The organism is Lacrimispora sp. (assembly GCF_036758025.1).
Lineage (GTDB): Bacteria > Bacillota > Clostridia > Lachnospirales > Lachnospiraceae > Lacrimispora.
In genome coordinates, this window is the sequence record NZ_DAIOXM010000001.1 from 346,097 (window position 1) to 365,241 (window position 19,145).

Consider the following 19,145-nt stretch of genomic DNA (forward strand, 5'->3'; position numbering starts at 1 on the left):
GTTATTGATAAAAAATCCATAGTTTGTATGAAATATGACAAAAAAATAACATAGTTTCATACTGATATTCCTATACCTGCCCGAGTATTTATGATATAATTATCAATATTGTCGATAAACATGTGATTTCGAGGTCAAAAAGCGGAGGAGAGTGGTGTGATGACTGTAAAAGATGTGAGAGATATACTGGGGGCCCGTGTCCTGGCTGGAGAAGACCATTTGGAGGATGAGGTCCGAAGCGCCTGCGGAGCGGATATGATGAGTGATGTTCTGGCCTTTTCCAAGGATCATTCGGTCCTTCTCACCGGCCTTTGCAATCCTCAAGTCATCCGAACGGCGGAGATGCTGGACATTGTCTGTATTGTCTTTGTCAGGGGGAAGAAGCCGGATGAGTCCATGCTTGAAATGGCGGAGGAGAGAAACCTGATCATCCTCTCCACGGGCCACAGGATGTTTTCAGCCTGCGGCATGCTCTATCAGGCTGGTTTAGACGGAGGTGCGGTGTGATGGAGGATATGATCACGTTTCAATATAAAATATCTCCTGAGGATTTTACCAGGGCGGGAGAAGCCAGCAGTGATGTGAAAAGCAAGTTAAAAAGCATGGGGGTCAGTCCGGAGGCAATCCGTAAGGTGGCAATTGCCATGTATGAAGGAGAGATCAACATGGTCATTCACGCCCGGGGAGGAGAAATCACGGTCAATGTGAACCCGGAAAAGATCGAGATGATTCTGGCCGATGTAGGCCCAGGAATCCCTGATGTGGAGCTGGCTATGCAGGCAGGCTATTCCACTGCTCCCGATGCGGTCCGCTCCCTGGGATTCGGCGCAGGCATGGGACTTCCCAATATGAAACGGTATTCGGATGAGATGGAGATTAATACGGTTTTAGGTGAAGGAACCACCATCCGGATGGCGGTGAACTTATGTGCTTAACGTGGGTAGTAATATGAAAGCACCCTGCGGGTATACCATTATGTCCAGAAAGCGTGGACAATAATATGGAAACGAGGTGACAAGGTGGATAAATTTTATCATTCGGTAAGGCTTGATCCAGACCTGTGCATGGGCTGTATCAACTGCATCAAGCGGTGCCCTACCCAGGCGATCCGGGTGAGAAACGGAAAGGCGCAGATCAATAACAAATTCTGCATTGACTGCGGGGAATGCATACGGGTCTGTCCTCACCATGCAAAGCTTTCTGTCTATGACAGGATGGAGGACATAAAGCCCTATGAATATACGGTGGCCCTTCCGGCTCCTTCTCTTTACAGCCAGTTCAATAACTTGGATGATGTGAATATTGTTTTAAATGCTCTGCTGCTCATGGGGTTTGACGACGTTTTTGAAGTAAGTGCTGCCGCTGAGCTGGTAAGTGAGGCCACCAGGGAGTACTTAAGCGAAAATCCGGAACGGCTTCCGGCAATCAGCACGGCCTGTCCTTCGGTGGTGCGTCTGATCCGGGCAAAGTTTCCCAATCTGATACCTAACCTTCTGCCCCTGAATCCTCCGGTGGAGGTAGCCGCCATTCTTGCAGCTCAAAAGGCCATGGAAAAGACGGGGCTGGAACGGGAAAAAATCGGGATCATATTCATTTCTCCCTGTCCGTCCAAAGTGACCTATGCCAAGTCTCCTTTGGGGACGGATCACAGCGAGGTGGATAAGGTCCTTGCCATAAAGGATATTTACCCCCAGCTTCTTCCCTGCATGAAGGCGGTGGGAGAAGACCCCCCTGAAATCGGAAGCTCTGGAAAGATAGGCATCAGCTGGGGGCGAAGCGGAGGAGAGGCCAGCGGGCTTTTTACAGAAGATTATCTGGCGGCTGACGGAATTGAAAATGTCATCAGGGTTTTGGAGGATATGGAGGATCAGAAGTTCACCAACTTAAAGTTTGTGGAGCTGAACGCCTGCAGCGGAGGCTGTGTCGGCGGAGTCCTCACCGTGGAAAATCCCTATGTGGCGGAGGTAAAATTAAAACGTCTGCGCAAATACATGCCTGTGGCGAGAAACCACATGCAGATGGAATCAGAGGAGCTGGTCAAATGGACCAGCCAGGTTCAGTACGAGCCTGTATTCCACTTAGGCGATACCATGATGGAAAGCTTTGTACGCTTAAATAAGGCAGAGCGGATTTTAAAGAAGCTGCCCGGCCTGGACTGCGGCTCCTGCGGCGCCCCTTCCTGCAAGGCCCTGGCAGAGGATATTGTAAGGGGTGAAGCGGCAGAATCGGACTGCGTTTATTTCTTAAGGGACAATGTGCACAAGCTGTCGGAGGAGGTTTCCAGGCTGGCGGCGGACATTGTGGAAGGAGACCGGGAGAGCTATGAGAAGTTTAAGGTCCTGACAAAATATATCCAGAGGATTTCCGAAGAGATCACTCTGCTGGACCGGAAAGAGGGGAGAAAGGGCAATGACGGTAAGGGAAGTGATTGACAGCGGATTGTTTGAAGTGATAAACAGAGGAGATAACCTTGACAGGGAGATCACAAAGCCTTTTTGCTGCGATCTCTTAAGCATTGCCATGGGAAGGGCGCCGGAAGGCTGTGTGTGGGTTACGGTGATGGGAAATATGAACACCCTTGCAGTGGCAGCCCTTGCAGATGCCGCCTGCCTGGTTATGGCAGAGGGTACAGCACTTGATGAAATGGCTTTGAAAAAGGCGGAGGATCAGGGAATCACGGTGATGAAGACGGAGCTTCCTGTTTTTGAGGCTGCCTATCTGGTCCGCCAAAGGCTGCCCTGATATGAAGCTGTCTTATGACCTTCACATTCATTCCTGCTTATCACCGTGCGGGGATGGAGATATGACACCGGCCAATATCGCTGGGATGGCGGCCTTAAAGGGCCTTGATGTAATCGCCCTGACGGATCACAACTCCTGTAAGAACTGCCCGGCTATGGATCATTTTGCCAGGGAGTACGGGATACTTTTTGTGCCGGGAATGGAGATATGCACCTTGGAGGAGGTTCATGCGGTATGTTTATTTCCGGACCTTGAAAAGGCCATGGAATTTGATGAATATGTGTATGAACGGCTGATTCCGTTTCCCAATAAGGAGGAAATATTTGGAAGACAGCAGATATATAATAAGGAAGATATGCCCTGTGGGACGGTGCCGAACCTTCTTATTAACAGCACCCAGATATCTTTTGATCATTTATGGGAGCTGGTCCGGTCCTTTGAAGGAGTCATGTTTCCGGCCCATATCGACAAAGGGACCAACAGTTTGATTTCCAACTTGGGCTTTGTGCCTCCTGACAGCCGGTTCCAGACGGCGGAGGTGAAGGATATTCATAAGCTTTCGGAGCTTAAAAAAACCAATCCTTATCTGGAGGGCTGCCGGATTATAACTAATTCCGATGCCCATTATTTAGAGGATATTCAGGAGCCTCTATTTACTATAGAAGTAGAAGAAAGAACCGTGGAAGGAGTGATCCGGGCACTGCTTTAACATTGCCCGGATAGAGGAAAGAGGAATATGAGAAGATTAATACAATGGAGCTATGGTCTGATGGCCGGGCTGATTGTGACATTTGCAGCGTCCTCTGCATTTCCGGCCATGGCAGAGGACGCCCCAGCGGACCAGGGACAGACAGAGGTCCGCTCCGGCTGGATTGATGAAAACCTTGGGCCGGGTGTGGCCCGGTGGGTGGATGAAAACGGAAATATTTCAGACCAGCCGGGAACCCAGGGACAGACCCCGGAGGAAGGGGAAGAAGCCGGAGCGGAAGGAGAGAGCCAGGGGGCTCAAGAGGGACAAGAAGCCCAGGACTCCCAGGAGCAGGTTCCGGCAGGGCGGCAGATTGATCCTGCAAAGCCCATGGTAGCCCTGACCTTTGATGACGGGCCTTATGCGCCGGTGGGCAATCAGATTATGGACTGTCTGGCACTTTACGGCGGAAAGGCCACATTTTTTGTGGTGGGCAGCAGAGTTTCCGCTTATCAGGCGGAGCTGCAGCGGATGGTTGCAGAAGGTCATGAGATAGGCAATCACACCTATGATCATAAATATATAACAAGACTGAGCGGAGAGCAGATCCAGAGCCAGGTAAACCGGTGCAGCGATGCGGTACAGGAGGCAACAGGAGTCCGTCCCACCCTTTTCAGGCCTCCGGGCGGGTATATAAGCAGTGCCTCTCTTGCCCATGTCCAGGCTCCGGCTATTATGTGGAGCATCGATACTCTCGACTGGAAGACGAGAAATGCGGGAAAGACTGTGAATGCGGTTATGAGCAGAGTCCGGGATGGGGATATTGTGCTGATGCATGAGCTGTATTCCCAGTCAGGGGCAGCGGCTCTTGAGATCATACCAAGGCTTGTGGAGGCAGGATATCAGCTTGTTACAGTCAGTGAAATGGCTGCCGCAAGAGGAGGCGCAGTTTCCGGGGGCGTTTATTCCCAGTTTTATCCTTAAACTATAAAGAAGATCAAGGCTTAGCCGTGGTATTATGGAGCCAATATTAAATTAGATAAAATTTCAGTGGTGGGGCGGACAGTTTCAGTTGTCTGCCCCGCTTTTTCATATGCCCAATTTAATTCTTGACGGTATATGGCAAGTGTGATAACCTTGTTATGAAAAATAACAAGAGAGGTTCTTTGGTGACAGCATGAGTTACAGTTCTAACCTGACCCGTGAACGCATCTTGGAATCTGCCTGGCAGGAATTTATGGAGCACGGCTATCAAAACGCCAATATGCGCCGTATTGCCCAAAGGGCAAAGGCTACTACTGGTGCGCTGTACAATCACTTTGCCAATAAGGCGGTGCTGTTTGACGCATTGGTACAGGAACCGGCAGAGGAGATGCTGGCTCAGTTCCAGGCAATACACCGGCAGGCAGAGGAAAAGGTTTTTGTTCAGCCGGAGAGCAGCATGGAGGAACAGGCCTGTGCTGGTACGGATTGGATTCTTGACTATATCTACAAACATATGGAGGCTTTCCGGTTGATTTTATGCCGATCCGAAGGAACCCGATGGTCCACTTATCTGGAGCAGTTAATTGAGGTTGAGGAGCAGGCATACCGGGTTTACTGCGATGCCCTTGGCAAGAATGGTAAGCGCGTGGAAGATATGTTCCTGCATGTTACCGCCGCCACCGGGTTTCAATATCTTGTGGAGCTGGTTTCACATGATTTGCCTTACGAGCAGGCAGTAGCCGTAATGGACAGCGTAAAGCGGTATAGCATGGCCGGTTGGCAAGAAATATTAAGGGCGAAGCCCTAATATTTTTGGATATAAGTTAGTTAAAACTAACTTAATCATAGCAGCCGGGGCGGATGCCCTGGTAAAATAAAAATAAATGGAGGTACTCATCATGTCCACAAACACTGTTCGCAAGAACCAAAACCGTTTGACCGGAAAAGATCTCATCAATGTGGGAATCTATTCGGCTACTTACTTTGTCGTCATCATGGCTCTCGCCATGCTGGGCTACATACCCATTATGATGCCTATGCTTTGTGTCATCGGCCCCATCGCAGGCGGCATACCCTTTATGCTGTTTTTGACCAAAGTAAAGAAGTTCGGTATGATCCTCATTATGAGCATCATCATGGGCATAATGATGGCTTTGACCGGCATGGGCCTGTATTCTCTGCCGGTGGGCGTAGTTTCCGCTCTCGTCGCAGAACTGGTTTGGAAGAGGGCAAATTACAGCAAGGCAGGCAGTTCTGTTTTGGTCTGCGGCTTCTTTAACATCTGGATGTGGGGAAACTTTATCCCTCTGTTTACCAATCCGACAGGCTATTTCTCTACCCGGGCGGAATTTGGCACGGATTATGAGGCTGCTCTGACAGCTCTGCTCCCTGGCTGGATGAATCCGGTCTTGCTGGTCACCTGCTTTGTAAGCGGCGTAATTGGCGGGATTCTGGGCCGGGCACTTCTAAAAAAACACTTTGCTAAGGCAGGGGTTGCATAATGGTTTCCGGTATTTTGCAGACTGCAGGACAGAAGCGGGGACTGTTGCTCGATCCCCGGACCAAGCTTCTGCTGCTCATCACCGTGTCCACTTTTGTGCTGGGAGGAACGGGAAGCCATAAGTTTCCCTTTCTCGTGCCATGCTTATCCGCCCTTCCCCTGGTTCTGCTTCTGGCATCGGGGAAATTCAGGACTGCGATTCTTTATCTGGCAGTCTTTACGGGGGCATATCTGGCATCGCTTCTGTTGATTCCACGGCTGTCAGGATTCCCCCAATTCTTTTTGCTGGGCTGTACGGGGATTTTCAGCCGGGTCATGCCCGGTGTGGTAATGGGGATATACGTTGTCTCTACCACCACCGTCAGCGAATTCATTGCCTCCATGCAGAGGCTCCATGTCAGCGAGAAGATTATTATTCCCATGTCCGTCATGTTCCGTTTCTTTCCCACTGTGGGTGAGGAGTTCGGCGCCATCAACGCTGCCATGCGGATGCGGGGAATTAGTCTGGGAGGCGGCAGACTGGGAAAAATGCTGGAGTACCGGCTGGTGCCGCTGATGGCCTGCACAGCAAAGATTGGAGAGGAACTGTCTGCGTCGGCTCTCACCCGCGGCCTGGGAGGCGAGGTCAGGCGCACGAATATCTGCCGCATTGGATTCCAGGTTCAGGATATTATATTTATCGCACTGTGTACCGCCGCCTTTGCAGCTGCTGTATTGGCGTACATGGGCGTATTGTAAAGGAGATGCCCATGATTGAGTTAAACCATATCAGTTTTCAATACTTAAATGCCGGCTCCGGTTCCCTGAAGGATATTTCCCTGCGTGTGAACCGAGGAGAGTGTGTACTGCTATGCGGCCAGTCCGGCTGCGGAAAAACCACTCTGACCAGGATTGTGAATGGTCTCATCCCCCATTACTATGAAGGAGAGCTGTCAGGCCAGGTGTCTGTGGGCGGCCTGGATGTGAAGAATGCGGAGCTGTACGAAACTGCCCGGTTGGCAGGCAGCGTTTTCCAAAACCCCCGCAGCCAGTTTTTCTGCGTGGACACCGTTGGGGAGATTGCTTTTGGGTGTGAAAATCTTGGTCTTCCTCCGGAGGAAATTGACCGGCGGGTGGAATCCGCCGCCCGGGAGATGAACGCCACAGAGCTGCTGGGGCGCAGCATCTTTCACCTCTCCGGAGGAGAAAAGCAGAAAATTGCCTGTGCATCTGTGTCTGCTATGGAACCGGAGGTGTTTGTCCTGGATGAGCCTACCTCTAATCTGGATATAGAAGCCATTGAGGATTTAAAAGAAACCCTGCGGATGTGGAAAGCCCAGGGCAAGACCATTCTGATTGCAGAACATCGTCTGTACTGGCTGAGGGAACTGTGTGACCGGGTCATCTATCTCCGGGAAGGGAAAATTGAGCGGGACATTTCCATGGCGGAGTTTTGTTCCTACACCACTGAAATGCTGGCGGAGTTAGGCTTGCGCACCTTGTCACTAGCCGATCTGCCAAGGCGGGAGGCAGTGCCGGCCTCCGGGGAGTTTCTAACTCTGCGAAATTACCGGTATAACTATCGAAGCAACTCTTCCTGCGCCTTGGATATCCCGGAGGCCGCAGTTCCAAAGGGCGGAGTTATCGCCGTCATCGGTCATAATGGGGCGGGGAAGTCCACTTTTTCCAGATGCCTGTGCGGGCTGGTAAAGGGATGCAAGGGTGTCTGCTGCAGCGGAGGAGAAACCGACTCCCGCCGCCGGAGGCTGAAAAAGAGCTACATGGTCATGCAGGATGTGAACCACCAGCTTTTCTGCGAAAGTGTGGAGGAGGAACTGCGTCTGGGAGCGGACGAGGTGTGCGGGGCGGAGCTGGAGCAGGTCCTGGATGCCTTGGAGCTGACGTCATTCCGGGATCGTCACCCCATGTCCCTGTCCGGCGGTCAGAAGCAGCGGGTAGCCATTGCCTCCGCACTGCTGGCGGGAAAGGAACTTCTGGTGTTTGACGAGCCTACCAGCGGCCTGGACTTTCGCCACATGGAGCAGACTGCCCGTCTGCTGGAGTCGGTGAGCGGGAAGCAGACCGTATTTATTATTACCCACGACCCAGAGCTCATCGTCCGCTGCTGCAATTTTGTGATCCATCTGGAGAATGGGCATATTATAGAGCAATACGCTCTGGATGGGGATGGGAGAAGGAAGCTAAATCATTTTTTTGAATACCGGGAAAGAAAGCGGCAATATCTTCATTGATAGCAGTAAAGCAGCAGGAATTGATTATCAGTTCCTGCTGCTTTGTTGTTTCCATATTCCGCTTGCCGGCAGTTTGGCATTTGTTTTTTGTAACATCCCGCCTTTATATCTCGGTCCTCTTTTTTGAATGTTTTCCCCTGGCTTCGTATCTTTGCTTCAGCTTTTGCAGAGAGATGTATTCCAGCACAGCCCTTCTTCCTGCCGAGCTTAAGGACATGACATCGGATAACAGGCTGCCTGCTGTGATGCTGTCGATGATTTTTTTATTGAGGGCAGCAATTCCTTCCCTGCAGTCGGTTCTGCCCATGAGATAGTCGGCTGAGACTTGGTAATGGTCTGCCAGAATGGACAGGGCCCGGAGGGGAAGTTCGCTTTCGCCTGTTTCATATTTAGAATACTGCTGCTGGGTAGTGCCGATTAAATTGGCAATGTCTGATTGTTTTAAGTCTTTGTCTTCCCGCAGACCACGAAGAATTTCTATTGTGTTTTTCATTTATACGCCTCTTTTTTGTAAAAAATAATATCAAACCAACATAAGATGTATTTACAAAAACTATTATTAGATGTAAAATAAAATAATATACATCTAAAACGATTAAAAGTAAAAGGTTTCAGATCACGCAAAATGCATATTTTTTGTGGGATTTTCACTGCAGCAGGATAAAACAGATTCTCTAAAATAGGAAAACAGAGAATTTGTCTGGAGGGGATATGAATATGAGGTTTTTTATAGTGCCTTTTATGACTGCGATTTCCGTGCAGGCTCACCAGCTTTCACGGCTTTTTTTCACTCATAGGGAATACGTCTCCAATGATTTTACTTCCGGCTCTCCGGCTCATCCGGGGCTTTTGTATTTTACTGTTGCCGTCTTTTTTTTAGCGGCTGTTCTGATTTATAAGGGCCGCCGCCAAAGCCCCCTCAGCGTGGAGACTTTGGCCCGGGCTCAGGTGGTGGAGGATATGAAGGATGCCTTCATTGTCTGCGACAGCCAGTTTCGTTTTCTGGATGCGAACCAGTCGGCCAGGTTTCTGTTTCCGGAACTCAATGCCTTAACGCCGGGAGAGGCCATTAAGGATGATGAGAGATTTAGAACCAGAGGAGAAATGCAAGTGATGGCGGGAGGAAGGAGACGGACTTACGAAGTCACTCATACCCATATCCGCCAAAAAGGGGGAGAGGGCGGAATCTGCATCATCCTTCATGACATCACGGAAAGGGAAAAGCTGTTGAAGCAGCTCTATATTCAGGCAGCCTTTGATCCATTGATGAACATTTATAACCGGGGTGCCTTTTTCCGGCTGTCCGCCATGATGGTGGAGAAGGAAAAGGGCTGTTCTTATGCCCTGTTGATGATTGATGTGGATTATTTTAAAACGGTTAACGACACCTACGGCCATCAATGCGGCGATGCAGTGCTGAAAGTTCTTGGAAGAATACTGAAAGAAAACTTTAGCGGGGACAATATGGTAGGACGTTACGGAGGAGAGGAAATGATTGCCATTTTAAAAGGTGTTTCTCCTTCCCAGGCCCTTGCCGCGGCGGAGAGGCTTTGTAAGAACATTGAAAGCGCTCCTGTTTTTTACAGGAACTGCATCATAAGAACCACAGTCAGCATTGGGGTGGGGCATTCTCCGGCAGGTCAGGATCATATGCTCCAGGACATGCTGTTTGAGGCCGACCAGGCATTGTACCTGGCTAAAAACAAAGGCCGCAACAGGGCCTGCCTGTATCAGACCGAAGAGGTTACGCCGTAGCTGGTATAAAATTTATCTGGAAAAAATCAGTGAATTGAGATAGAATAGGATGCATATGATTTGAGGAGATAAATACAAGATGAAAAACCCACTGAATTACCAGGTTACGGAATACGACTGCGGCCCTACCACTGTGTTTAATGCAATGAGCTATCTTTTCCGAAGAGAGCAGGTGCCGCCGGATATTATAAAACACATCATGCTTTTTTGTCTGGATTCTTATAATTTAAAGGGAGAGTTTGGAAAAAGCGGAACCTCACAGATGGCCATGATGTTTTTAAGCAACTGGCTTAACCAGTTCGGCAAAGTAAAAAAATTTCCCATTCAGAGTGAGTATCTGACGGGAGAAGAGGTATATATAGGGGAAAACAGCAGAGTTATATATGCTCTGCAGCAGGGCGGCGCTGTAGTGGCCCGGGTCATGTACGGCTGCTGGCATTACGTGCTTTTGACAGGGGCTGATCAGGACAGGGTCTATTTATTTGACCCGTATTTCAGAAAAAAGCCTTTTAAGCAGAAGGAAATAGAGCTGGTTACCGATATGCCTTACAGCAGAAACCGCAGTGTTCGGTGGGAAATGCTCAACAGCACGGGAAAGGAGCCTTATGCGCTGGGTCCCAAGGAAATAAGGGAAGCCACCATTATCTTTAACAAGGATACCCAGAAGAAGGCATCTGATACCATTGAATATTTTATTTGACAAAAAACGAAGAGCCGTCATATCAAATGTGCGGCTCCTTTTTTGTATTTTAAGTCTTATCTGATTTTTTCTGAATCTTCGTATATTGAAAGGTGTAGGCTTCTCCGTCCTTGATGGCCTGCATGGAGACTCCATAGCTGGCCGGTTCTCCGTCGCAGAGAAGTTCCCAGTAAGCTTTCCCTTTTTTCATATCTGCTTCCCTGCCGTTTATGGCGGTGACTAAAAGCCCTTCTTCCTCTGAGGTGGTTCCCTCTATCTTAAGATCCGGGATGGATTTAAGGGCATCTGAGAGAAATCTGGCCTCTGTAGTGATCTTATAATGATCCCTGGACCCGTCTTCATATACCACGTCAATGGATATACTTTTTGTTCCTGCCATGGGAACCGGTCCTGTTGCGGAATAAATCACCAGCAGCAGCGCCAGGACTGCAATTGCGGCACAGGCCCCTATGAGGGGGGAGCGCCTTTTCCATTTATTCATGGTATGCTGACTTCCTTTTTTTGTTATTAAAATGTTATGGATAAGTATAGCATAAACCGGGCGCCTGCCGCAAGGGAAGAATTTTTATCTTTTCATTAAGAGTTTCCTGTCTTATAATAGAAGAAAATCGAAAAAAAGAAGGTGGATGGCCATGGTTGAACAGAGACGTATATTGGAAGAAATAGCAGCTTGTGACAAGCTTTTAATTGGAATTGGTGAGGAATGGAAAAAGGAAGCAGTGCCGGACATCCAGAACCTTTATGAAAAAATAGACAAGCTTATCAAGGAAAAGGATTATTTTATCATTACCACTGTTACAGACGGAGAGATATTAAAGTCCTCCCTGGAGCCGGGCCGGATCACCGCCCCCTGTGGAAATGTGACCTGGAGGCAGTGTTCCAAATCCTGTACCAAGAATATCTGGGAACCGGGAGAGGTGGCTGACGACATCTGCCCTTACTGCAAAGCACCTATGACCGGCAACACCATTGAGGCGGAAAACTACATTGAAGAGGGGTATCTTCCCCAGTGGAATGCATACACCGGCTGGCTGGCGGGAACTCTTAACAAAAACCTGCTGATTCTGGAGCTGGGAGTGGGCTTTGGGACTCCTACAGTCATCCGCTGGCCCTTTGAGAAAACCGTATCAGTCAACAGAAAGTCCCGCATGTACCGGATTCACGGAACATTCGCCCAGCTCCCGGAGGAAATCAAGGAGCGTGCAGAGGGCATTTTAGAAAATTCTTCGGAATTCTTTCGTTATTTATAAAGGATGTTTTCCGTTGTGAATTGTCAGAACCTGTGTTAAAATGTTGGAAAAAGGCGTAAAGAGGTGAAACCCATGATTGCGATAATTGACTACGATGCTGGAAACTTAAAAAGTGTGGAAAAAGCCCTGACCGCATTAGGGGAAAATCCGGTGGTGAGCCGGGATAAGGAAACCATTCTTTCTGCGGACAAGGTAATTCTGCCAGGCGTGGGGAATTTTGGCGCCTCCATGGAAAAGCTTCATCAATATGGACTGGCAGAGGTAATCCGTCAGGTGGCAGAAAAGGGAACGCCCCTTCTTGGAATCTGTGTGGGATTTCAGCTTTTCTTTGAGGGAAGTACGGAAAGTCCGGGAGTGGAGGGCCTTTCCCTGTTTCCCGGGGAGTTTGTGAGATTTCCCGATGCCTCGGGACTTAAAGTGCCTCACATGGGCTGGAATAACCTGGATATTAAACCGGGGGCAAGACTTTTTAAAGGGCTGGAATCAGGGGCATATGTGTATTTTGTCCATTCATACTATTTAGAAGCAGGCCGGGAATCCGATGTGGCAGCAGCGGCAGAATACGGAGTCAAATTCGTCGCTTCTGTAGAACGGGGAAATGTATTTGCCTGCCAGTTCCATCCGGAAAAGAGCGGGGATACTGGTTTGAAAATATTGAAAAATTTCATCGAGCTGACATAAAGGAGGTAACCGATGCTGACAAAGAGAATTATTCCATGCCTGGATGTGCATAACGGAAGGGTCGTAAAGGGCGTTAATTTTGTGAACTTACAGGATGCCGGAGATCCGGTGGAAATTGGAGCTGCCTATGACAAGGCAGGAGCCGATGAACTGGTGTTTCTGGATATCACTGCTTCCTCAGACAACCGCAGTACGGTGGTGGATATGGTGCGCCGGGTGGCGGAACGGGTGTTTATCCCCTTTACCGTAGGGGGAGGGATCCGTACCGTAGAGGATTTTAAGATGCTTCTGCGGGAGGGAGCCGATAAGATATCCATTAATTCTTCTGCCATCAATACGCCCCGCCTGATTTCCGATGCAGCGGATAAGTTTGGGCGTCAGTGCGTGGTGGTAGCCATTGATGCCAGAAGAAGAGCTGACGGCAAGGGCTGGAACGTGTTTAAAAATGGAGGCCGTGTGGATACAGGCCTGGATGCAGTGGAATGGGCAGTGGAAGCAGACCGCCTTGGAGCGGGGGAAATTCTGCTGACCAGCATGGACTGTGACGGAACAAAGGCAGGATATGACGATGAGTTAAACCGCACCATAGCAGACCTGGTTTCCGTTCCTGTCATTGCATCGGGAGGAGCCGGAACCATGGAGCATTTCCGTCATACCCTGACAGAAGGGAAGGCAGATGCAGCCCTGGCGGCATCTCTGTTTCATTACAAGGAACTGGAAATTATGGAGCTGAAGCGTTATTTGAGCAGTGAAGGAGTGCCGGTCAGGCTTTAGAAACGGCATTAGAAACAAAGGAGAGATAACATGGGTGCAATACAGAACGATTGGCTGGAGCCCTTAAGCGGGGAGTTTAAAAAGCCGTATTACAGGGAACTTTATCAAAAGGTGAAGCATGAATATGAAACCACAACAGTATTTCCGGAGCCGGATGACATATTCAATGCTTTTGAGGTCACTCCTCTTTCCAAGGTCAAGGTGGTGATTCTGGGCCAGGACCCTTACCATAACAACGGGCAGGCCCATGGCATGTGCTTTTCTGTAAAGCCGGAGGTAGATACTCCGCCTTCTCTGGTGAATATTTATCAGGAGCTTCGGGATGATTTGGGATGTGAGATACCCAATAACGGATATTTGAAAAAATGGGCGGACCAGGGTGTCATGCTTTTAAATACAGTCCTCACAGTACGGGCCCATGCGGCCAATTCCCATCAGGGAATGGGCTGGGAGAAGTTTACGGATGCAGCCATCCGAATTCTCAATGAACAGGACCGTCCCATGGTATTTCTTTTATGGGGGCGTCCGGCCCAAAATAAGAAGACCATGCTGACCAACCCAAAACATCTGATTTTAGAGGCCCCTCATCCCAGCCCTCTTTCCGCGTACAGGGGATTTTTCGGCTGCAAGCATTTCAGCAAGACCAATGCCTATTTGGAGGCCAACGGACTGGAGCCTATTGACTGGCAGATTGAAAATATTTAAGAAGACAGGGGAAACACAATGAATTTTGTTGAGATTTTAAAGGTGATTGTTCTGGGAATCGTAGAGGGATTTACGGAATGGCTTCCCATCAGCAGTACAGGACATATGATCCTGGTGGATGAGATCATTCATTTAAACCAGCCCTCTGATTTTAAAAACATGTTTCTGGTGGTCATCCAGCTGGGAGCCATACTGGCGGTGGTAGTCTTATACTTTGACAAGTTAAATCCCTTTTCACGGGGGAAAAAGCCGGCCCAGAAACAGGCTGCCATGGTGTTATGGTCCAAGATTGTTCTGGCCTGCATTCCGGCGGCAGTAATCGGATTTCTGGTGGATGACATCCTGGAAGAATATTTGATGAACGGATATGTGGTGGCAGCCACCCTGATCATTTACGGCGTTTTGTTTCTGGTCATTGAAAACAGGAACCAGTACAAAAGCTTTGAGGTGAAGAAAACAGCGGATATTTCCTATCAGACGGCCCTTTCCATCGGCTTATTCCAGCTTCTGTCCCTGATTCCGGGAACCTCCCGGTCAGGAGCCACTATTTTAGGAGCCATGATCTTAGGGTGTTCCAGAGCGGCTTCTGCGGAATTTTCCTTTTTCCTGGGAATTCCCATCATGTTTGGCGCCAGCTTTTTAAAGATTATAAAATACGGGCTGAACTTTACCGGTTCTCAGATATTTTATCTCCTTTTGGGCATGATCATCGCTTTTGTGGTTTCTGTTTATGCAATACGGTTCTTAATGGAATATATCAGACACCATGATTTTAAATTCTTTGGGTATTACAGGATCGTTTTAGGAGCAATGGTGTTTTTGTATTTTATCGTTACGGCCCTTGTGGGTTAGAGAGCAAGTGAAAGAGAGTTGACAGCCAGCATATTTCTGGTGTCAACTCTCTTTTGATTGATGCGTCATATTCAGTTCCTTTCTGACCGATCATGGTTGAAATAGCATCCCGATCCGTCCTTCCGCGGCCTGTTCGTCAATGCCGTCGAAAGAAAATTGTAAGTTTCGGTTCTGCGTGTTAAGCCCTTTTTTCATCTCGGCGTAGTCCTTGACGTTTACTTTTGTTAAGCCATAATCAATGTAGATATCACAATCGAAAGAATTGGCCGTGTTGATCAAAAGCGCCAGAGGAATAGGGGTGCAACGCAGCATGATATCGACTTCCTTTGTCCGCATATACATGCCTCCTTTTCCTGATGTCCGGATAAAACCCGGTGTGAACGTTTGTCTGCAACTACATGAGGGGTTCGCTTGGTATCAACAGGATGAGAATCAAGTAACTGATTCTATCTCTATTCTACCATTAATTATTAGAAAAACAAGAGAAAAAATGAAAAAAGTTAAAAAAGTGTCCTTGCAGGCTGTTTGTCAACAGGAATGTTATGGTAGTCCCTGCAAGGACATTATACTTAAGATGATGTAAATTTATGCATATTTCTCATCCATCCCGCGGGTTACCGTTCCTCACGGAAGTAGGGTTGGCCCAGACTTGCAGGAGGCTGGTGCTCTCTTTTCTTTCTTAAGCTGGTTATGATCAGCACGACGATGGTGACCACATAGGGAAGAGCCTTGAATATTTCCTGGGCCCCCCGGTTCAGTCCCGGAATGTAAAGATAGAGAATGTAAAGGCCTCCAAAGAGCAATGAACCCCAGATTGCATTGACCGGTTTCCAGAGAGCGAAGATGACCAGAGCGATGGCCAGCCAGCCTCTGTCTCCGAAGCCGTTGTTGGTCCAGGTTCCCCCGGAGTATTCCATGACGAAATACAGGCCGCCCAGGCCGCTGATTCCTCCTCCGATGCAGGTGGCCAGATATTTATAGGCAGTCACGTGAATTCCTGCTGCATCAGCAGTCCCGGGACTTTCCCCTACAGCCTTTAAGTTTAAGCCCTTCTTGGTCTTGTTTAAGAATAAGGCCAGGAATATAGCCAGAACAATTGCCAGATAGGTCAGAAAGCCATAGGAAAAGAGCATCTGCCCTATAGGTCCCAGCTTTGACAGTATGGGAACAGGGGCTTTAAATGCTGCGCCTGTCACTGCTACGGAAATCTGCCCCACGCCTCCGGCCAGCTTTGCCAAAGAGCCTCCGAAAAAGTTTCCAAAGCCCACTCCAAAGGTGGTCAGGGCCAGGCCTGTTACGTTTTGATTGGCCCGTAAGGTGATGGTCAGGATGCTGTAGACCAGTCCTCCCAATGCGGCGCAGAAAAATGCACAGAGGAAAGAAATCACCATCCCCGTCAGACCCCTTGGAGAAGCAGAAGAACTTTCATATAAAAATGCGCCTATGAGTCCTGCAATGCCTCCCATATACATCATGCCGGGGATTCCCAGGTTTAAGTTTCCTGATTTTTCTGTCAGGATTTCTCCCAGAGCCCCGTACAGGATGCCCATACCCTGGCCCATGGCTTTTTGAATGAATATTACCAAAAATCCCATAATTTCTAACTCCTTTCTAATTTGCCGAAGGGTGTTTCCTGCCCCGGAGGTTCACCTCATAGTCAATAAAAAATTCACATCCCAGAACAAAGAACAGAATAATACCAGTGATGACATCGGAAGCATTTTCATTTAAATTGAACTGGGAAGCAATCTGTCCTGCCCCTTTTTGCATAAATACCAGGAAAAAAGAAACCAGGATCATGGCAAAGGTGTTGAACTTACTGAGCCAGGATACGATGATGGCCGTAAAGCCCCGGCCTCCGGCGGTGCTGGTGGAGATGGTATGGCTAGCCCCGCTGACAATAATAAAACCTGCAATTCCACACAGAGCTCCGGAAAGGGCCATGGTGCGCAGTATGACTTTTTTGACGTTGATTCCCGCATAGCGGGCTGTGTTATCGCTTTCGCCGACCACGGAAATTTCATATCCGTGCTTGCTGTATTTTAAGTAAACAAACATGGCCGCAGTTAAGGCCAGTACAATGACCAGATTCCAGCCGTATTCCATGGTAAACAGTTTGGGAAGCCAGCCGTTTTTGGTAGCTGAGTTGATGGTTCCCACAGAATTGGAGCCCTTGGGATTTTCCCAGAAGATGATTCCAAAGGTGACCACCTGCATGGCCACATAATTCATCATCAGTGTAAACAGTGTTTCGTTGGTATTCCAGTAAGCCTTAAAAAAGGCGGGAATAAAAGCCCAGACAATGGCTGCTGCTGCGCTTCCCAGAAACATGAGGGGAAACAGTACCAGGGGAGGAAGGGTATTGCCCAGATAGATCATCATGGCTGCAGAGGCAATACCTCCCATGAGCACCTGCCCTTCGGCTCCGATGTTCCAGAACTTCATTTTAAAAGCAGGAGTGATGCCCACTGCAATGCATAAAAGGACCAGGGTGTCCCGGACCGTCATCCAGATCCTCCTCTTTGTTCCCACAGCTCCGTCCAAAATGCCTTTGTAGACTTCTATGGGATTGAGTCCCGTAAGGGCTATGATCACGGCCCCGCAGACCATTAAGGACAAAAGGACGGCCCCGATCCGTATGGACCAAGCCTTCCAGGGCTCTATGGATTCCCGTTTTGACATGTGGAAAAAAGGTTCTCTCATTTTGCTCATGGTTTTTCACCTCCTGCTTTTGTCATCAGCCTTCCGATTTCTTCTTTGACGGCGGTTCTTCCATCCACTATGCCTGTAATTCTTCCGCCGCACATGACCAGAATCCGGTCACACAGCTCCATGAGCACATCTAAATCTTCCCCCACGCACAGGACGGCAGTTCCCTGTTTTTTCTGCTCATTGAGCAGGCGGTAAATAGTATAGGAGGAATGAATATCAAGTCCTCTCACCGGATAGGCCACTAAGAGAACAGCAGGAGAGGAGGATATTTCTCTTCCAACCAGCACCTTTTGTACATTTCCGCCTGAAAGCTTCCGTACAGGAATAGAAGTTCCGGGAGCAGCTATTTCAAGATCATTGATGAGCTTTTCCGCCAGGGCTTTGGGCTCTTTCCGGTCTGTAAAAAAGGAGCGCCCCTTTTGATAGCTTCTGAGCATGATGTTATCCGTTAAATCCATGGACCCCACCAGCCCCATGCCCAGCCGGTCTTCTGGAACAAAGGAAAGCCTTATCCCTGCAGCGGCTATTTCAGCAGCCGTCATGGAAGTCAGTTCCTTTTCTCCTCCTTCCGGCGGATAGTATGTAATGGAACCGGAGACAGCAGGAATGAGCCCTGCGATGGACTCTAAAAGTTCTTTTTGACCGCTTCCGGCCACGCCTGCAATGCCCAGGATCTCACCGCTGAAGGTAGTAAAGGAAGCGTCCTCCAGGGCTTTGGTTTCTTCTCGTCCAAGACAGGTTAAGCCTTTTATCTCCAGACGTTTTTCAGGAGACTCTGGCTGGGGACGTTCAATATTTAAAACCACTTTTTTCCCTACCATCATTTCTGTTAAGGACTCTTCTGTAGCCTGTGCGGTTTTCACAGTTCCGATATACTGTCCCTTGCGTAATACAGATACCCGGTCAGACAGCTCTAAGACCTCATGCAGCTTGTGGGTAATGATGATGATGGAATGTCCGGCCTCCCGCATGTTGCGAAGGACCGCAAAGAGCCGCTGTGCCTCCTGAGGGGTTAGGACGGCGGTAGGTTCATCCAGAATCAGGATGTCCACACCCCGGTACAGCATCTTGACGATCTCTACAGTCTGCTTCTGGGAGACTGACATGGTGTATATCTTCTGATCAGGGTCTAACTCAAAGCCGTATTTGGCGGTGAGGCTGTTGATCTTGTCTGCAATGGCTTTCCGGTTTAAAAGCTCTTTGCCGGGCAGGCCCAGGATGATGTTTTCTGCTGCGCTCAGCACCTCTACCAGTTTAAAATGCTGGTGGATCATGCCGATTCCCAGATCAAAGGAATCTCTTGGGGAGCAGATGGTGACCTCTTTTCCGTTAACGGCAATCTGCCCTTCATCGGGGTAGTAAATTCCGGAGATCATATTCATGAGAGTGGTTTTTCCGCTTCCGTTTTCTCCTAAAATGGACAAAATCTCCCCTCTTTTTACGGACAGGCAGACCTTGTCGCTGGCAATTATTTTTCCGAACCGCTTGGTGATGTTTTTTAGTTCAATGGCAAAATTTTCGTTCACCTGCTAACCTCCGTCTTCATTATTTCCTGATTGTCGGTTCCTTC

The 19,145-nt window shown here is 48.9% G+C and carries 23 protein-coding genes; 17 read left to right on the plus strand and 6 right to left on the minus strand.

Annotated elements, in window-relative coordinates; all coding sequences use genetic code 11:
• The first annotated feature begins 159 nt into the window (after nucleotides 1–159).
• The 10 genes from V7M78_RS01660 to V7M78_RS01705 all read left to right on the plus strand — a co-directional run bounded on the left by V7M78_RS01660 (nucleotide 160) and on the right by V7M78_RS01705 (nucleotide 8,146).
• The gene (locus tag V7M78_RS01660; RefSeq protein ID WP_333645761.1) at nucleotides 160–507 is read left to right on the plus strand and encodes a DRTGG domain-containing protein; all 348 of its coding nucleotides are present in this window, start codon (nucleotides 160–162) and stop codon (nucleotides 505–507) included.
• Entirely contained in the window at nucleotides 507–935 is a 429-nt protein-coding gene (locus tag V7M78_RS01665) for an ATP-binding protein (RefSeq protein WP_333645763.1), read from the plus strand. The genes V7M78_RS01660 and V7M78_RS01665 overlap by 1 nt, the downstream gene beginning before the upstream one ends.
• A gap of 84 nt (nucleotides 936–1,019) precedes the next feature.
• Nucleotides 1,020–2,432: a [Fe-Fe] hydrogenase large subunit C-terminal domain-containing protein gene (locus V7M78_RS01670; RefSeq protein ID WP_333645765.1), complete on the plus strand. Its 1,413-nt coding sequence runs from the start codon at nucleotides 1,020–1,022 to the stop codon at nucleotides 2,430–2,432.
• The gene (locus V7M78_RS01675) at nucleotides 2,410–2,742 is read left to right on the plus strand and encodes a hypothetical protein (RefSeq protein ID WP_333645767.1); all 333 of its coding nucleotides are present in this window, start codon (nucleotides 2,410–2,412) and stop codon (nucleotides 2,740–2,742) included. The genes V7M78_RS01670 and V7M78_RS01675 overlap by 23 nt, the downstream gene beginning before the upstream one ends.
• 1 nt (nucleotide 2,743) lies before the next feature.
• The gene (locus V7M78_RS01680) at nucleotides 2,744–3,451 is read left to right on the plus strand and encodes a PHP domain-containing protein (protein ID WP_333645769.1); all 708 of its coding nucleotides are present in this window, start codon (nucleotides 2,744–2,746) and stop codon (nucleotides 3,449–3,451) included.
• Nucleotides 3,452–3,478: 27 nt separating this feature from the next.
• Nucleotides 3,479–4,414 (plus strand): polysaccharide deacetylase family protein, encoded by a 936-nt coding sequence (locus tag V7M78_RS01685; RefSeq protein ID WP_333645771.1) that lies wholly within the window; start codon nucleotides 3,479–3,481, stop codon nucleotides 4,412–4,414.
• Nucleotides 4,415–4,607: 193 nt separating this feature from the next.
• Nucleotides 4,608–5,222: a TetR/AcrR family transcriptional regulator gene (locus V7M78_RS01690; protein ID WP_333645773.1), complete on the plus strand. Its 615-nt coding sequence runs from the start codon at nucleotides 4,608–4,610 to the stop codon at nucleotides 5,220–5,222.
• 91 nt (nucleotides 5,223–5,313) lie between these two features.
• Nucleotides 5,314–5,916 (plus strand): MptD family putative ECF transporter S component, encoded by a 603-nt coding sequence (locus tag V7M78_RS01695; protein WP_333645775.1) that lies wholly within the window; start codon nucleotides 5,314–5,316, stop codon nucleotides 5,914–5,916.
• Nucleotides 5,916–6,653 carry an energy-coupling factor transporter transmembrane component T gene (locus V7M78_RS01700; RefSeq protein WP_333645777.1) on the plus strand — a complete coding sequence of 246 codons (738 nt, stop codon included), beginning with the start codon at nucleotides 5,916–5,918 and terminating at the stop codon, nucleotides 6,651–6,653. The genes V7M78_RS01695 and V7M78_RS01700 overlap by 1 nt, the downstream gene beginning before the upstream one ends.
• Nucleotides 6,654–6,664: 11 nt before the next feature.
• Nucleotides 6,665–8,146 (plus strand): ABC transporter ATP-binding protein, encoded by a 1,482-nt coding sequence (locus V7M78_RS01705; RefSeq protein ID WP_333645779.1) that lies wholly within the window; start codon nucleotides 6,665–6,667, stop codon nucleotides 8,144–8,146.
• 103 nt (nucleotides 8,147–8,249) lie between these two features.
• On the opposite strand, the gene V7M78_RS01710 is transcribed toward V7M78_RS01705, so the two are convergent.
• Entirely contained in the window at nucleotides 8,250–8,639 is a 390-nt protein-coding gene (locus tag V7M78_RS01710; protein WP_333645781.1) for a helix-turn-helix domain-containing protein, read from the minus strand.
• A 224-nt stretch (nucleotides 8,640–8,863) separates the two neighbouring features.
• On the opposite strand from V7M78_RS01710, the gene V7M78_RS01715 reads away from it, so the two are divergent.
• Together V7M78_RS01715 and V7M78_RS01720 are read left to right on the plus strand one after the other, a co-directional pair.
• Nucleotides 8,864–9,901, plus strand: coding sequence for a sensor domain-containing diguanylate cyclase (locus V7M78_RS01715; protein WP_333645783.1), 1,038 nt, complete (start codon nucleotides 8,864–8,866; stop codon nucleotides 9,899–9,901).
• A 79-nt stretch (nucleotides 9,902–9,980) separates the two neighbouring features.
• Entirely contained in the window at nucleotides 9,981–10,601 is a 621-nt protein-coding gene (locus V7M78_RS01720; protein ID WP_333645785.1) for a peptidase C39, read from the plus strand.
• Nucleotides 10,602–10,650: 49 nt separating this feature from the next.
• Here the strand turns inward: V7M78_RS01720 and V7M78_RS01725 are convergent, their stop codons facing one another.
• Entirely contained in the window at nucleotides 10,651–11,082 is a 432-nt protein-coding gene (locus tag V7M78_RS01725; protein WP_333645787.1) for a DUF4430 domain-containing protein, read from the minus strand.
• A gap of 151 nt (nucleotides 11,083–11,233) precedes the next feature.
• Here V7M78_RS01725 and V7M78_RS01730 point away from each other — a divergent pair, with 151 nt between their 5' ends.
• The 5 genes from V7M78_RS01730 to V7M78_RS01750 all read left to right on the plus strand — a co-directional run bounded on the left by V7M78_RS01730 (nucleotide 11,234) and on the right by V7M78_RS01750 (nucleotide 14,863).
• Complete coding sequence (locus V7M78_RS01730) at nucleotides 11,234–11,851, plus strand: hypothetical protein (protein WP_333645789.1); 618 nt, start codon at nucleotides 11,234–11,236, stop codon at nucleotides 11,849–11,851.
• A 72-nt stretch (nucleotides 11,852–11,923) separates the two neighbouring features.
• A complete protein-coding gene (gene hisH, locus V7M78_RS01735; RefSeq protein WP_333645791.1) occupies nucleotides 11,924–12,532 on the plus strand; it encodes an imidazole glycerol phosphate synthase subunit HisH in 609 nt (202 codons plus the stop codon).
• A 12-nt stretch (nucleotides 12,533–12,544) separates the two neighbouring features.
• Nucleotides 12,545–13,306, plus strand: a complete 762-nt coding sequence (gene hisF, locus V7M78_RS01740) for an imidazole glycerol phosphate synthase subunit HisF (RefSeq protein WP_333645793.1) — start codon at nucleotides 12,545–12,547, stop codon at nucleotides 13,304–13,306.
• 30 nt (nucleotides 13,307–13,336) lie between these two features.
• Nucleotides 13,337–14,011, plus strand: a complete 675-nt coding sequence (locus V7M78_RS01745) for a uracil-DNA glycosylase (RefSeq protein WP_333645795.1) — start codon at nucleotides 13,337–13,339, stop codon at nucleotides 14,009–14,011.
• An 18-nt stretch (nucleotides 14,012–14,029) separates the two neighbouring features.
• Nucleotides 14,030–14,863, plus strand: a complete 834-nt coding sequence (locus V7M78_RS01750) for an undecaprenyl-diphosphate phosphatase (RefSeq protein WP_333645797.1) — start codon at nucleotides 14,030–14,032, stop codon at nucleotides 14,861–14,863.
• 90 nt (nucleotides 14,864–14,953) lie between these two features.
• On the opposite strand, the gene V7M78_RS01755 is transcribed toward V7M78_RS01750, so the two are convergent.
• From V7M78_RS01755 to V7M78_RS01770, 4 genes are all read right to left on the minus strand, one after another.
• The gene (locus tag V7M78_RS01755; RefSeq protein ID WP_333645799.1) at nucleotides 14,954–15,199 is read right to left on the minus strand and encodes an HPr family phosphocarrier protein; all 246 of its coding nucleotides are present in this window, start codon (nucleotides 15,197–15,199) and stop codon (nucleotides 14,954–14,956) included.
• Nucleotides 15,200–15,477: 278 nt separating this feature from the next.
• Nucleotides 15,478–16,458 (minus strand): ABC transporter permease, encoded by a 981-nt coding sequence (locus V7M78_RS01760; protein ID WP_333645801.1) that lies wholly within the window; start codon nucleotides 16,456–16,458, stop codon nucleotides 15,478–15,480.
• Nucleotides 16,459–16,474: 16 nt separating this feature from the next.
• Nucleotides 16,475–17,575: an ABC transporter permease gene (locus V7M78_RS01765; protein WP_333645803.1), complete on the minus strand. Its 1,101-nt coding sequence runs from the start codon at nucleotides 17,573–17,575 to the stop codon at nucleotides 16,475–16,477.
• Entirely contained in the window at nucleotides 17,572–19,101 is a 1,530-nt protein-coding gene (locus tag V7M78_RS01770) for an ABC transporter ATP-binding protein (RefSeq protein ID WP_333645805.1), read from the minus strand. The genes V7M78_RS01765 and V7M78_RS01770 overlap by 4 nt, the downstream gene beginning before the upstream one ends.
• Nucleotides 19,102–19,145: the final 44 nt, after the last annotated feature.